The following is a 13,399-nucleotide window of genomic DNA, read 5'->3' as shown; positions in this document are numbered from 1 at the left end:
TTCGACCTAATATTAATGATTAAATTAACTTAAAGCCACATAATTGAATGTTATGAATTCATGACTGTCTGTTTTAGATACATAAACATGAATATATAATGCATTCCGTTTGTGATTAAACACTAAGACTATTCCAACCTGTAAATGTTCAACCAAATATAGACATTAGGATATATAATGAAAAAGATGATGACTTCTGCCATAATTCTGGCAACAATGGCGGTAACTCCAGCTCTAGCAATGAATACTGACTGGTTTGTCGGTGCAGGTGTCGGTTATCAGGATGATAAAGTAAAAGGGAACAATGCATCAAACGGTGAAGATGCAAACATCCAACTTCGTGGTGGTGCTATTCTTAATGACCGTCACCGTGTCATGGGTACATATGGCTATGCGGATAAGAATGACCAACATCTTTTCCTTGCCTCTTATGACTACCTATTGCCTGTCCATGAGCGTGTAAATCTAGTCGCCGGTGTGTCTGTGGGGGCGGCTGATAACAAGCTAAACGGTAAAAGCTCAACCGATTTTGTCTGGGGCGGCCAGGTTGGTGCAATGTATGAAATCGATCGCAATTGGTCAACTGAAATCACTTACCGTTACCTAGATCAAGACTACAGTGAAAAGGGTACCGACATTGATTACACCCAACAAGTGGTGTGGTCGGTTGACTACCGTTTCTAAACACTTGGAAAGGAGAGGCAGGGCCTCTCCTTTTCGTGTAGCAAGAAATACACAAGGAGCCAATGGGTTATGAAAGAGACGATAGTATTTGATATCAATGAAACGGTTCTAAATCTAGACTCACTAAAGCCAAAGTTTAAACGGGTTTTGGGTGATGAAAATATCCAAATGTTATGGTTTTCGATGCTGTTGCATACGTCAACGGTTTCTATAGTAACGGGTGTAAAATCTGATTTTGCCACACTATCTAAATTGACATTAGAGACTGTCGCATCTCGGTTGGGCAAAAAAATAAAAGATGATGATGCCAATGAAATTCTGTCGGAATTTTCTAACCTTAAACCGCATAATGATATAATAGATACACTGCAGACATTACGTGCCGCTGGATACCAAACCGTTGCGTATTCAAACTCCTCCTTGAGTTTGGTGTCGTCGCAAATCAACAACGCTGGTTTAACGAATTATTTTGATCATATTGTATCGGTGGAGGAAGCTGGTACATTTAAACCCGATCCTATGGCATATGCCTATTTAGGAAATAAATTGGGTTTACCGATGAATGCGCTGCGACTCATTGCAACCCATGACTGGGATACACACGGGGCGTTAAATGCTGGAATGAAAGCAGCTTATATCGATCGTTTGAATTGGCCGTATAATCCCTTGTACAAAAAACCCGATATCTCCGGAAACACCATGACTGAGATTGTGAACGCCATTATCACGCAATGATTTCCTTCTTATTTGGCCACTGAGGTTAAAAAGCGATCAGTGGCCTTGGGATAGCTATATTGGTATATGTTCTAGTTGGGGGTAATAAAGTAAATGATGGAGAGATTGCCTGCTAAGATTTCAGAGTCGTAAAACTCAATGTCAGAGTCACCGTTAATCCATGAGAGCCCAGCGAGTATACTCCAATTCTTATACGGGATAATGTCGTGGGCCAGTAGGGAGGTGCTAATGCCAACCCCTGTTGTATCTGGCTTTTCGTTATAAATCGGATTTGCCTCATCGTAATTACGTTGGGCAACAAAAGCGGTTGCCACCCAAGATAAGTTGTCGCGGGTGTATAAGTACGACAATTGTCCATTATAGACATCGGATGATGCTGCACCCCCGTCAGCGTCAAGGTTACTGTAGGTGAGTTGAGGGGCGATTTTGTGCTTAGGTGATATTTCATATAAGCCAATGATTTCCAATCGATGTAAATCACCCTCACGGTCAAGCAAAGCTATATCTGCGGGAGTTAGCTCCCCATCCCTCAATAACGCAGTACCACTGGCTTCATTATCAATATCTATCTTTCTGAAAGTGTAATTGACACCGACAGGGACTCCACCAATATCATCGAAGGCTAATTTGAAACCATTAGAATCACGATCGGTGCGTGAGCGCTCAGACTCAGCCTCGAATGGGTCGGCCCAAACTTCTGTCGGCACCGCAGAAAACACATACCCGGCAGAGAATGTCCCCAATCGCGAGTGATAGTGCCTAATACCTACTTGTTGAGAAAAGTCTAACCTGACTAAATCCGTTAGGGCATTACCGAAAAATAACTGTGTTCGGTTGTTGTCAAACGTGTATCGGAGATCCAATTGGATATCCGGTGAAAAGGTGGAATCACTCGAAGGCCCCTCAGATAATGACCGTGTGGTTTCATTATCCAAGTCAACAAACCGGTTTCCCGCAATAAAATTGGATTCAACATCAAAAAAGGCTGCCCCAATGCCGACATTGCCACTTAAGCCCGGTCTCTTTGGGGTAGGGAGCAGCCTATCTGCATAGGCTTGACTGCTAACTATGGCGAACGATGCAGTTAAGAGGGTTAACTTGAACATTCATTGACCTTGATGGCAAAGATACATGTTTCTTAAGCATAAAGTGGAAAAATTAACCACGCCTCTTAATTAGGGCCATTTTTATGTCAATTTATACGACCCTAATTATCGCTTTTCCTGCACGATTAGTTCTCTGTTATTTGTAAAACTCTGAAGGACATTGGTTAGTGACTTCTTTAAATACTCGGTAAAAAGTTGAAACAGATTTAAAACCAACATCATAGGAAATGTTTTCGATGCTGTTTTCTCGGTTTTTTAGCAATACAATGGCTTTATTGATCTTTTGGTGGTTAAGGTAGTGCTTAGGCGTTGTGCCGTACACGGCCATGAACCGTCGTTTAAGCGTCGAGCGACTCATATTGCATAGTAGAGCCAATTCATCAAGGCTAAGGTTTGTGTATTTATTTTTCTCAATGATATCTTCGAACTTTTCATAATGAACCTGAAACAGCGATGATAAAAAATCTGACTCAGAGTCAATATTTACATGCTTGGCCAAGATGATGATAAGCTCCCGTAATTTATTTTTTATCATTAATTCATCGGCAAGCTCTGGGTTATCGATAAGATGCTCAATGCTCTGGTAATAAGTCTCCAAAATAGCACTTATTTTTACTTGTTTTATATTATAATTAGAGCTTTTTTTAATGCCAGATAATTCATTGTTAAACAAAGTGTCAATCATTTCTGGATGGAAGAATATGCCTGTCACATACCCCTTGGCGCTGGCCGAACTTTGTTCAATGAACATATTGGTGCATTTTGCAATAAACCCATGATCTGGGTTAATTAAAATACGGGTCACTTGCTCCAATAGGTAAAAATCATCACCCGTGACAAATGCAAAACAGGCTGCATTTGCCAATTCAGGCTTCAGTTCCCGACTAACATTGCCAAGCTCCTTGCGAACAAAAACAGGAAAACCCTCATAACTAACTATTTGCATAAAACACCCTCTTACATCTGACTATAGACTAGACCATGTTTATGCGGGTTTATTGCTAAGTTATGTGGCAAAGTGGTGGCAACAATTTAAATTGATCCAATATCAACCAGTTATCTGCTTGCCTGTCAACGCTAAAATTTGCCTTGCGCCATGGAATCGATAGTCAAGGCAGTTCACTTATTTTAGTAACAGTCGTGGGTAATGAGAGGGGCATTTTCAGATGAGTGGATGGAGAGTCCCCACCATAAAGGCGGGGAATTGTAATCTTATCAGATTGATATCAGACATCCATTTCCCACATTTTCTGCTGGCCCTCTTTCGACATAACAACGGAGTCCTCAGGGAGCATGATACGGAACTTATGCTTTTCTTTCATTGGTATGATTTTAACCATCATATCAATCATCTCTTCAGGGTCGAACTGAAAGCCTGGTGAGGCCATCGTTTGCTGCATATCACGGATGGGCTTCTCAGGCGTAAAGTTAACGTTGGGGTCATACCATTGGTCAACAACATCATACATACGATCATTAAACCCAGTATCATACGGCCCAGGATTAATCGTGCAGACGCGAACACCTAAAGGGGTCAACTCTGTATGGAAACATTGTGCCGCGGCCTCTAGGGCGAATTTGGAGGCATGATAAGGGGCCAAAAATGGGAAGGTGGTAAGTCCAGCAATCGAAGATAAAAAGACAATTTTCCCTGCTTTTTTCTCAACAAACTTCTTGGCAAAAAGTTGCGTCAGCTCAATGGCCGCGAAGGTGTTGACTTCCATGACCTGTCGGAAGTAATGCATCGGCATTTCTGCGATTGGCCCAGTCGCACCAATACCTGCATTATTCACTAAAATATCGATATCAAAAGAAGCAGCATACTCGCGATCATCTTTACTCAGCACATCGAGTTTGATGACCTCAATATCAACACCAGCTTTTTTCGCTTCTTTTTTCACCGTGGTCGACTGTGACCAAATTTCAACGCTAGCGATAACATTGTGGCCTTGTTGGGCGAGTCCTAGTGCTGTTCCAAGCCCTAGACCACTGCCTGCGCCAGTGATCAATATGGTTTGAGCGTTGGGGTTAGCGGCGCGATTGCTGGCACCTTTCTCCTGACTTGCCGAAGCAACACCTGCCGTTTTCATACCTACGGTTGACTGAGCCATGACAGACGGCACAAGAACAGTACCAGCCGTGAGTCCCGCAATATTCTTAATTGCTTTTCTTCTATCCTCATTCATTTATCTTTCCTCTTTCATAATCAAGTCAAGGTATTAGTCGTCTAGATTACTTTGTATGAATATGGGCACCCCATCTCGATTAATCAGTGTTGGGTTATTATTTCAGTTAACAAACCGGAAGGTGTATTCTTTGCAAATATAAATTAGTTGTAAACATCATAAGGGTTGTGAATAAAAATATAAATTTGGTCAAAAATGAATCCAACATATAATGGATTGAATGTTATTCTAATTCACTCTCAGTGGAATGCCTCTTATATTGGTTCAAATTTATATCAGTTAAGTTCACTCAACCCTATATATCCAAGATTTTTTGACTATAAAAACAAACTATTCCAAGTCTATATTATTTACACAGGAGCTAACAGGTGGTTTTAAATAAAAGAATGAACCTTTTTGGTAATATTTTGAACCCATCTAGAAAGAAATGGTGGTTAATGGACTCTATGATTAATCAAGCTCTTTATATCGGGGGGATGTATGGCAAACACAACAGCTTATAGATTCAGCCATATCTCGATGTCATTGTTGATGGATGACATGAGGTTCAATAAAGGAAAGCCGGCTGCGGGCGATAAAATACCGGAAATCAATATGGTGTCGACAACCGGTGAACAGATCTCTTGGCAAAGCTTTTCAGGCAAACCGGTCTTCCTAACTGTCGGCTCCATGACCTGTCCGATGACGACGGCGTCGATACCGGTTCTAAAACGCCTCTATCGAGCTTTTGGCAATGATGTTGAATTCCTGATGGTGAATGTCCGGGAAGCCCACCCAGCTGAAAATATCCACCAACCGTCAACATTTGAGGACAAGCTCAAACATGCCGTGGAGTTAAAGCATGAACATTTAATTCCTTGGACTGTGGTATCAGATTCGATTGAGGGTGATTTCCATCAACAGTTAGATACCAAACCAAACTCAGCCTATATTATTGACGAAGATGGATTTATTGTTTTCCGCTCGTTATTTGCCAATGATGAAGATAACTTGTATGACGCTTTAGAAGCTGCCGCAACTGGGGCACCTACCCCTCAAAAAGAAAGCCAGGCCATGGTTAAACCGTTGACGAAGGCCATGGGTTATCTGCCCTATGTTTTGAGACAGGCTGGCGAACAGGCCAAGAAAGAAATGTGGCGTGTAGCCCCCCCAATGATGATATGGGGACAAGCGACGTCTTTATTTGGTAGCCAGACGATTGAGAATAGAGGAGTATCAGCAGCGTTATTGATTGCTTCGGTGCTGGCCATCTTGGCAGCAGGGCTCTATTGGTTGTTTAGCTAGCGGGCACTTTTTGATGGGGAAAGATAGATGAAAAGAGTTTGTTATGATGTGGACGGTAATATACTGTCCGTGCTTGAGGCAGGCAACAAAAATCACCCTGTAGTTATTTTTATTCATGGCATCCCGGCAAATGCGACTTTGTGGTTAAAGACTGTCGAGCAGGTTTCAGAGCAAGGGTATTATACGCTCGCTTTCGATATGCCGGGGTTCGGTGAAACCCAAGTGGTTGAAGATAAATACTATGGCATCAAGGGAACAGCAGCACTCATTAATAAGTGGTTATACCAGCAAGGGTTCTCGGATATTTGGCTCGTTGCTCATGATATCGGGGGAGGCGTTGCCCAATATTTAGTGACTTTTAATGAGGTGCTTTATAAAAAGTTGACGATATCCAATTCCATTGCAGCGGATTCCTGGCCGGTCGATGAAATGAATGTGTTGATAGACTTAGCCAGATCGGGGCAGTTTACCACCCTTGCAGCAGAGACTGAGCTTCCACAGGGGTTAGCCCAATTTATTAAGAGTACTTTTGTGAACAAGGGTGAGATCACTGAGCAACTCATGTCGACCGTATTTATTGATCGCAAATGTACCACCATATCTGGGCGTAATAACTTTTCTGCCTTACTGGCGAGCTTGGATAATAGCGATACCGTTGACATCATGACCAGTTTACGCAATGTAAAAACCCCAACACACCTCATATGGGCGATGCAGGATCCCCATCAACCCTGGGATGGACCCGGCGTCTTATTGAAAAAGACATTGAATGTTATAAAAGTCTCGAAAATTGAACAATCAGGACATTTTTTGCAGCTAGATGCGAAAGATGAGTATTTGAAACACCTGTTGAGCTGACTATTCCTAAACCCACAGGAGAACACCAATATGTCTTCATTTACGATTCATACTGTAGAGTCCGCGCCAGATACAAGTAAACCATTGTTAGAAAACTCGCTGAAATCATTTGGCATGATCCCCAATTTGCACGGCGTGATGGCAGAAGCCCCCGCAATTTTAGAAGCTTATCAAACTATCGGTAAATTATTTGAGCAATCTTCATTGGATGCGGAAGAGCTAACCGTGGTATGGCAGACGGTTAATGTTGAGCATGCGTGTCATTATTGCGTGCCAGCGCACACCGGCATCGCGCATTCAATGAAAGTTGATCCTGCGCTAACTGAAGCCTTAAGAAACCGTCAGCCAATGACAACGGATAAATTGCAGGTATTACACGACACGACATTGGCAATGGTTAGAAATAGAGGTCATCTCACTCCCGGTGAGCTTCAAACATTTTATTCGGCGGGTTATTCACAGCAGCAGTTGTTAGAAATTGTGCTCGGGGTATCAATGAAGGTTATGAGTAATTACACGAACCACATTACCGGAACGCCGGTTGACAAAGTGTTTGAAAAGTTCGCTTGGTCATAAGGCAACGAATAATAGGTGGATACGATGTCTACGAAACTGAAGTCTGGGTACCCCTTTCCGATCCTCAATGTTGAAATGCTCAACAGTGGTTCAGCCGTGCTTGGTGGATCACAGCATGGGGCGCGATGGCAAGCGATTTTTGTCTATCGAGGCAAGCATTGTCCGGTCTGTGCCAGATACCTAAAAGAGCTGGATGGGTTCTATGGGCAATTTCACGAAGCCGGAATCGACATTATTGCAGTGTCTGCGGATTCGAAAGGTCAGACAGAAGAGTATGCTGGGGAGCTAGGGGTGTCACTGCCCCTTGCTTATGGCCTGTCTGAAACGCAAATGAAACAACTGGGGTTATACATCTCTGAGCCGCGCTCACCGCAAGAGACCGACCATAACTTTCCAGAGCCGGCTTTGTTTGTTGTTAACGAATTGGGTAACCTGCATGTTGTTGATATCTCGAACAACCCTTTTGTTAGGCCGGAGATTTTGACATTATTCAATGGCTTGGTGTGGATCAGGGATCCTGATAACCACTATCCGATAAGAGGTGCGGTAGACTACTGAACATGCATGTATGCGTGCAATGGTGAAAGGTTCAAATTCAATTTTGAATCTTTTGCTCGCGATTATTTGCTTTTAAGATGTCGTCATTGTTCACTGCGATACGGTAGACACGATGAAAATAGCAATACGATTGGCAATGATGACTTTATTCTTTGGTTCAATTTCGGCACATGCTGATATGTCCAGTTCCAGCACTCATGTTAACCAAGAAAAGAGCACGGCTAATGTGAATCTTCGACGTGATAACAATAACCAATCGATGGCATTGTCTAAGGCAAAGGCGCCAACGGTAAGACATTATCTTGAGATGAGACAACAATACGCTTTGGGGATGTCTGAACGGCTTTCTACTCGTACCGATCATGAAAAACAATCGCACCCACTAACAGTCGAGATGGATAAGGTGGACTCAATCGATATATGACTTTTTACTTACCTTTAGGATGAGGGCTCAACCATAGTTACTTCTGATAATGAATCGAGCCACAGATAGGAGTTATCAATGGGTATATTTACCAATGCGGCACTCGCAGCCGATGCGTTATCGCTAGGCCCTCACTGGGTATATAATCCAAGTAAACTCAAACGGTTATACCCAAATGGGGTCTACACATTAACTGATCCTCAAACTAACTATCATCCCAACCGACGAGCTGGCCAGCTGACCCACTATGGCGATCAGATTGTTATCTTTAAACAATATCTGGATATACAAGATGCATTTAACGAGAATACGTGGCGTGAACACTGGATAGGTGCAATGGCTGGGTATGATGGGTATCTTGATGGCGCCACTAAACAATCTCTGGAAAATGTTGGGCATGGATCAGATTCCAATGACCTTGCGGGGGCATCGAGGCTTGCCCCATTGCTCGATTTGAACCTCACCCTTGAAGCCACGATCCAAGCCGCCCGTGAACAGACTAGTATCACCCATAGTCCTGAATGTGTGGCAGATGCAGCTGAGTTTTTTGTCAGGATGGTTTTCTCTGTCCAGCAAGGGCACTCTTTCTCTGAAGCCTGTGAAATGAGCTTTACTCAAGGCGCATATACTGAGCTTGAACCTGAGAAACATATCCTGAAGGTTAAGCAATGTTTGAATTCAGGAGAGCCACCGGTTGAGGTGGCTACCCAGATGGGGACTACATGCCATACCCCTGAAGCATTTCCGTTGACACTGTATTTTGCTCTTCTGTTTGATGGCAGCTTTGCAGATTGCCTCAGTGAAAATGCGCTGGTTGGCGGGGATAGTGCTGCGAGGGGGATAATACTGTCTCTCTTGTTTGCCGCTAGAGATGGCGACGTAGGGAGTGCAATATATCAGCAGCTCACAGATACTATGCAAGAGCCAGCAACGTACCCCCCGGGCACTCACCAAGTCGCCTTCACGCATCAAAGCAAACAATTGGCTGCAATCTTAGAAATGCCAAATGATACCCCCAAAGCTTTCATCCTTTTTGCACATTGTTTTACCTGTGGCAAAGATTTCCTGCCTGAAAAACGCCTGTGCCAAGCACTAGCTAAGCATGGCTATGCTTCGCTGAGAATCGATTTTAGTGGTATTGGGGGCTCAGGTGGCGAGTTTGTTGATACCTCTTTTCTCACTAATGTCGAAGATTTGGGAATTGCGGCATCATGGATGTCTGAGCAGGGGATGGACATATCTGCATTGGTGGGCCATTCACTCGGGGGCACGGCTTCGTTGGCTGTAGCGGGGCAGTTGCACTCTATAAAAGCGGTTATCACCATTGGTTCACCTTTTGAACCCAAGCATATTCTTCATTTATTCGAAGAGCATATTGGTAAAATCAAAGAGAATGGGCAGGCAAACGTGGTGTTGGCTGGGCGGCCTTTCACCATCGGGGAGCGTTTTTTGGCTGATTTGAAACAGTTAGATCAACGGGGTAGATTGGGATCGTTAAAGGGTATTAACAGTCTGGTGATTCATGTTCCCGATGATGATACGGTCGATATCAAGAATGCGGGTTATATCTATTCGGCTTTACCACAGCCTAAATCATTTCTTGCCTTGCCAGGTGCTGACCACTTACTTCAAAACAAAGACGATGTAGAGTATGTAGCTGAAATGGGATCGATTTGGTTAGAAAGAGCGTTAAATAGCCAGCTTAAGGTGTAAGCAGACCCTGGTAAAAAGCCCATCAGATGGGCTTTCCAATTTAGTTTGTACTTTCGACTATTGAATTCAAAAAACCAACGGGATGCTGGAATCGTTCAAACACCATATCTCGAAAAGCAGCGACCCGGGCTGGTATGAGCTTCCTGTCGGCCCACACCATGTACGCTTTTCCTGTTGGGCACTCAACATTTGGCAGGATGGGTAGCAATTTACCTTGTTCAGAGAACTGGTCGAAAGGGCCGAGGGGCATAAGGCATATTCCCACACCGGAGAGGGTAGCATTAATGGTTAACCGTAAACTGCTAATGGCATACTTTGACTGAAAAGGGATACGGATAGGTTTTCCATCTTCGATAAACTCCCAATATGGCATATCATTGCCTGCAAGTAATCGATGGTGGATTAATTCCTCGACCCGCTCAGGAGCACCATATTTTTCAATATATTCAGGAGACGCTGCCAGCACGAGTGGAGACTGGAAAAGGCGGCGCTGTATAAGGTGTGATGCATGTGGGGGAGCGGTCGCAAGGGCCAGATCAATTTGATCATCAAAAAAACGTTCGGTCCCAGAGCTAAACTGAATAGAAATGGTCACATCGGGGTGCAATTCCATGAAGTCAATCGCGATTTGCTGTAGGAAATAATCAGCAAACGGTTCAGGGCAGGAAACTCTGATTTCCCCCGTCAAGGAAGGCTGGCTGTTGGAGAGTTGAATCCACTGTTCATCAAGCTGAGAGAATATTGTTGCAAAACGGTTGTAGTATTCGGTACCGGCAGTTGTTAGCTGAAATTGCTTGGCATTTCGGTGAACCAATTTTTCACTTAATTGCTCTTCCAGATGTGCAACGGCACGGGAGAGTGTCGGAGCAGAAACATGAGTGACTAAACTTGCAGCAGCAAAACCACCGCACTCTACCGCTTGGCAAAAAAGATATAGGTTTGAAATGTCTTTAGCTTTCATATTTGCACGCTTTTGATTCAACATTGACTGTTTTTGGTGACAGCCTGGTTGTTTAAAATAATCCAACAAATGAATGAGGTGTCAACATGAAAAAATTTCCACGCAAATACCAGTATCCACTCATGGTCTCGATGGTTCTACCCACTATGCTTCTTAGCATGCCAGCAATTATGGCTTACAAGACGTTACCTGATGGCATGTCTTTTTATAAAGCTTGGTTAGCTGCTGTATGCCAGATGCTTCCTTCTGCACTGATGTTACTTGCAGTGGTTGCACCGACAGTTCGGATATTTGTATCGAAAGTGTTACTTGAACCGGTTCCGAAAAATAATTAATCAGATACAACATAATAGAACTTAACACAAAATTAAATATTATGGTAAACCCACCATTGAAGATAGCTATATATAAGTAAACCGTCAATAAGTTACTTACGAATACAGAAAATGATGGGTTGATGACAAATTAAATATAGTTACTGAATATAGCATAATTTTCGTGGTGGGTTATATTGCAGGATTTTATTAAAGTGTAAATTAACTGATGATAGTGCTGGCAATATGTTTGTCGGTTAATATCTTATATTAAGAGATTGTAGCATGAATACACAACAACTTTTATTGGAACTGGCATTGATTGGTTCTATGATGATCATCACGGGTTTTTTCCTATATCGAAGATATGACTCCAGAGATTCAGTAATACTTAAATCACAGAAAATCTTGACCGGCTTGCTCGGGGCTTTTCTACTGATGGCGGGTACGGTGAAGTTCTTCGAACCGTTCAACACAATGTTCACGCAGCAAATTTTACTTAGTGAACTACCGTTCCCATTTCTTTCGCGTTGGGCTGGCCAACTGGGTGAAATGGCAGCAGGTGCACTTCTTTTGGTGATTACAATCGGTGGGAGATCGCTAGCGCGTGATATGAGAACCTTGATTATGTATGCATCGACAGCATTAACTACTGTTATTATGTTCGTTGCAGTGTATGTTCACTTATTACCGAATGTGCCAGCTGAAGTACTTCCTTTCCAATCAAAGCCACCAGTGTTCACATTGGTTATTCTTTCTATTGCATGGTTGAATGCTTATCTTTACAAGAAAGGCAATTAATGTAAACGCTGGCCAAGACCAGCGTTTTATTTTTTAGTGATATTTTATTTTTCAATTAAATAGATAAAATTCTAATACAAATATTTTAATAGAGTTTAAAAATATATTCATCAAAATTTTTTATTACTAACAACCCATATGTATGCCTAGGGAATAGTCCAATATACCATCTAAATCAATAGTACTTACTTTTCATGATGATACATCATAAATGTATTTTCGTGCATTTAAACTAGCCTTGAGCGATAGTTCAAGTATAATGTAGACATATTTCAATTCATTTTGAGTCTCTACTTATGGCAACGAAGGCTAAATTTGATCGCGACTTGGTAGTACAGAAGGCGACTGACCTATATTGGCAAAAGGGCTTTAACGGCACCTCTATGCGCAACTTACAGGATGTGATTGATATGCGTCCTGGTAGTATTTATGCCGCCTTTGGCAGCAAAGAAGGCTTATATAAGGAAGCGTTGGTTCATTATGCAGGGTTAAGCGCAACGGCGCTTAACAATAGCCTCAAAGAGGCTGGGAGTCCGCTCACGGGGCTCGCTTTATTTACCCGCAAGGTAGTGGTTGATACCCAGCAAGGAGCACCTAATGGTATGTGTATGCTGCAAAAAAGTGTGGCTGAACTGACGGATGAGCAGCCAGAATTATTGGCTTTTGCTCAACAGTTGTTACAGCAGGCTGAGGCTCGATTTACTGAGCTATTAAAGCAATCACAACTTGAAGGTGAATTATCTGCGGATAAAGATCCCAAACAGTTAGCGCGTTACTTGCAGGTGCAAATATTAGGGTTACGTAACTATGCAAGGGCAAATAGGCAAACGTTGAGCCAGCAAGAGTTAACCCAGTTAGTCGATGCCATCTTCACTCAGCCACCATTTAATTAAATGCTTCCATAACCGCCTGTTGGAGGTTTTTTTATATATTAATCAGCTATATAACGTCTCGATGTAAATATTTTTGAGTATTCGTTCAAAAATATCTTGAGCGGTCGTTCAAATGGGTTTATAGTATTAAAAAATGTTATCTATGACCGAATCGATAAAAGTAACTTGCAGGCAAAGCCCGTAAGGAAAATGGCATTTTTCCCCTCGCTTCTCAAGCTTAAGCCGTGAGGGCTTTTAGGTTCGGGAGCTACTAACATAGTTAACTTCCATAAATTAGCTTCAATATTCGTGTAGCGGTTTTATTAA

At 42.7% G+C, this 13,399-nt stretch carries 15 protein-coding genes; 11 read left to right on the top strand and 4 right to left on the bottom strand.

The annotated features are described in order from the left end of the window. The first annotated feature begins 177 nt into the window (after nt 1-177). On the top strand, nt 178-684 hold the full coding sequence (locus ACXAGQ_RS20630; RefSeq protein ID WP_475256395.1) for an outer membrane beta-barrel protein: 507 nt from the start codon (nt 178-180) through the stop codon (nt 682-684). Between the two features lie 69 nt (nt 685-753). Then, nucleotides 754-1,419, top strand: a complete 666-nt coding sequence (locus ACXAGQ_RS20625) for a haloacid dehalogenase type II (RefSeq protein WP_475256393.1) — start codon at nt 754-756, stop codon at nt 1,417-1,419. Nucleotides 1,420-1,490: 71 nt separating this feature from the next. Here the strand turns inward: ACXAGQ_RS20625 and ACXAGQ_RS20620 are convergent, their stop codons facing one another. From ACXAGQ_RS20620 to ACXAGQ_RS20610, 3 genes are all read right to left on the bottom strand, one after another. Then, nucleotides 1,491-2,525, bottom strand: a complete 1,035-nt coding sequence (locus ACXAGQ_RS20620; RefSeq protein WP_475256392.1) for a DUF2860 family protein — start codon at nt 2,523-2,525, stop codon at nt 1,491-1,493. Between the two features lie 136 nt (nt 2,526-2,661). Then, nucleotides 2,662-3,471 carry a helix-turn-helix domain-containing protein gene (locus ACXAGQ_RS20615; RefSeq protein ID WP_475256390.1) on the bottom strand — a complete coding sequence of 270 codons (810 nt, stop codon included), beginning with the start codon at nt 3,469-3,471 and terminating at the stop codon, nt 2,662-2,664. A gap of 280 nt (nt 3,472-3,751) precedes the next feature. Continuing rightward, nucleotides 3,752-4,711, bottom strand: a complete 960-nt coding sequence (locus tag ACXAGQ_RS20610; RefSeq protein ID WP_475256389.1) for an SDR family oxidoreductase — start codon at nt 4,709-4,711, stop codon at nt 3,752-3,754. A gap of 480 nt (nt 4,712-5,191) precedes the next feature. Between ACXAGQ_RS20610 and ACXAGQ_RS20605 the strand changes: the two genes are divergently transcribed. The 6 genes from ACXAGQ_RS20605 to ACXAGQ_RS20580 all read left to right on the top strand — a co-directional run bounded on the left by ACXAGQ_RS20605 (nt 5,192) and on the right by ACXAGQ_RS20580 (nt 10,124). After that, a complete protein-coding gene (locus ACXAGQ_RS20605; RefSeq protein ID WP_475256387.1) occupies nt 5,192-5,995 on the top strand; it encodes a TlpA family protein disulfide reductase in 804 nt (267 codons plus the stop codon). 27 nt (nt 5,996-6,022) lie between these two features. Then, nucleotides 6,023-6,853, top strand: coding sequence for an alpha/beta fold hydrolase (locus ACXAGQ_RS20600; RefSeq protein WP_475256386.1), 831 nt, complete (start codon nt 6,023-6,025; stop codon nt 6,851-6,853). A gap of 30 nt (nt 6,854-6,883) precedes the next feature. Then, nucleotides 6,884-7,429: a carboxymuconolactone decarboxylase family protein gene (locus ACXAGQ_RS20595; RefSeq protein ID WP_475256385.1), complete on the top strand. Its 546-nt coding sequence runs from the start codon at nt 6,884-6,886 to the stop codon at nt 7,427-7,429. Between the two features lie 24 nt (nt 7,430-7,453). Continuing rightward, entirely contained in the window at nt 7,454-7,987 is a 534-nt protein-coding gene (locus ACXAGQ_RS20590; protein WP_475256384.1) for a redoxin domain-containing protein, read from the top strand. Between the two features lie 112 nt (nt 7,988-8,099). Further along, the gene (locus ACXAGQ_RS20585) at nt 8,100-8,411 is read left to right on the top strand and encodes a hypothetical protein (protein ID WP_475256383.1); all 312 of its coding nucleotides are present in this window, start codon (nt 8,100-8,102) and stop codon (nt 8,409-8,411) included. A 78-nt stretch (nt 8,412-8,489) separates the two neighbouring features. Next, nucleotides 8,490-10,124, top strand: a complete 1,635-nt coding sequence (locus ACXAGQ_RS20580; protein ID WP_475256382.1) for an alpha/beta fold hydrolase — start codon at nt 8,490-8,492, stop codon at nt 10,122-10,124. 40 nt (nt 10,125-10,164) lie between these two features. On the opposite strand, the gene ACXAGQ_RS20575 is transcribed toward ACXAGQ_RS20580, so the two are convergent. Beyond that, nucleotides 10,165-11,085, bottom strand: coding sequence for a LysR family transcriptional regulator (locus tag ACXAGQ_RS20575; protein ID WP_475256381.1), 921 nt, complete (start codon nt 11,083-11,085; stop codon nt 10,165-10,167). Nucleotides 11,086-11,171: 86 nt separating this feature from the next. Here ACXAGQ_RS20575 and ACXAGQ_RS20570 point away from each other — a divergent pair, with 86 nt between their 5' ends. From ACXAGQ_RS20570 to ACXAGQ_RS20560, 3 genes are all read left to right on the top strand, one after another. Beyond that, nucleotides 11,172-11,420 (top strand): DUF2798 domain-containing protein, encoded by a 249-nt coding sequence (locus ACXAGQ_RS20570; protein ID WP_475256380.1) that lies wholly within the window; start codon nt 11,172-11,174, stop codon nt 11,418-11,420. Nucleotides 11,421-11,684: 264 nt separating this feature from the next. Continuing rightward, nucleotides 11,685-12,200 carry a hypothetical protein gene (locus tag ACXAGQ_RS20565; protein WP_475256378.1) on the top strand — a complete coding sequence of 172 codons (516 nt, stop codon included), beginning with the start codon at nt 11,685-11,687 and terminating at the stop codon, nt 12,198-12,200. A 296-nt stretch (nt 12,201-12,496) separates the two neighbouring features. Then, complete coding sequence (locus ACXAGQ_RS20560; RefSeq protein ID WP_475256377.1) at nt 12,497-13,093, top strand: TetR/AcrR family transcriptional regulator; 597 nt, start codon at nt 12,497-12,499, stop codon at nt 13,091-13,093. The last annotated feature ends 306 nt before the right edge of the window (nt 13,094-13,399 follow it).

Source organism: Photobacterium sp. ABD4_091 (assembly GCF_056160145.1).
The sequence above is the reverse complement of the archived record's forward strand: the minus strand, read 5'-3'. Positions and strand labels throughout refer to the sequence as shown.

Bases quoted from the DNA above. Each gene is read 5' to 3' on its own strand.
- ACXAGQ_RS20605 (WP_475256387.1), top strand. From the start codon at position 5,192: ATGGCAAACACAACAGCTTATAGATTCAGCCATATCTCGATGTCATTG.
- ACXAGQ_RS20610 (WP_475256389.1), bottom strand. From the start codon at position 4,711: ATGAATGAGGATAGAAGAAAAGCAATTAAGAATATTGCGGGACTCACG.
- ACXAGQ_RS20575 (WP_475256381.1), bottom strand. From the start codon at position 11,085: ATGAAAGCTAAAGACATTTCAAACCTATATCTTTTTTGCCAAGCGGTA.
- ACXAGQ_RS20595 (WP_475256385.1), top strand. From the start codon at position 6,884: ATGTCTTCATTTACGATTCATACTGTAGAGTCCGCGCCAGATACAAGT.
- ACXAGQ_RS20630 (WP_475256395.1), top strand. From the start codon at position 178: ATGAAAAAGATGATGACTTCTGCCATAATTCTGGCAACAATGGCGGTA.
- ACXAGQ_RS20615 (WP_475256390.1), bottom strand. From the start codon at position 3,471: ATGCAAATAGTTAGTTATGAGGGTTTTCCTGTTTTTGTTCGCAAGGAG.
- ACXAGQ_RS20620 (WP_475256392.1), bottom strand. From the start codon at position 2,525: ATGTTCAAGTTAACCCTCTTAACTGCATCGTTCGCCATAGTTAGCAGT.
- ACXAGQ_RS20585 (WP_475256383.1), top strand. From the start codon at position 8,100: ATGAAAATAGCAATACGATTGGCAATGATGACTTTATTCTTTGGTTCA.
- ACXAGQ_RS20565 (WP_475256378.1), top strand. From the start codon at position 11,685: ATGAATACACAACAACTTTTATTGGAACTGGCATTGATTGGTTCTATG.
- ACXAGQ_RS20625 (WP_475256393.1), top strand. From the start codon at position 754: ATGAAAGAGACGATAGTATTTGATATCAATGAAACGGTTCTAAATCTA.
- ACXAGQ_RS20560 (WP_475256377.1), top strand. From the start codon at position 12,497: ATGGCAACGAAGGCTAAATTTGATCGCGACTTGGTAGTACAGAAGGCG.
- ACXAGQ_RS20600 (WP_475256386.1), top strand. From the start codon at position 6,023: ATGAAAAGAGTTTGTTATGATGTGGACGGTAATATACTGTCCGTGCTT.
- ACXAGQ_RS20580 (WP_475256382.1), top strand. From the start codon at position 8,490: ATGGGTATATTTACCAATGCGGCACTCGCAGCCGATGCGTTATCGCTA.
- ACXAGQ_RS20570 (WP_475256380.1), top strand. From the start codon at position 11,172: ATGAAAAAATTTCCACGCAAATACCAGTATCCACTCATGGTCTCGATG.
- ACXAGQ_RS20590 (WP_475256384.1), top strand. From the start codon at position 7,454: ATGTCTACGAAACTGAAGTCTGGGTACCCCTTTCCGATCCTCAATGTT.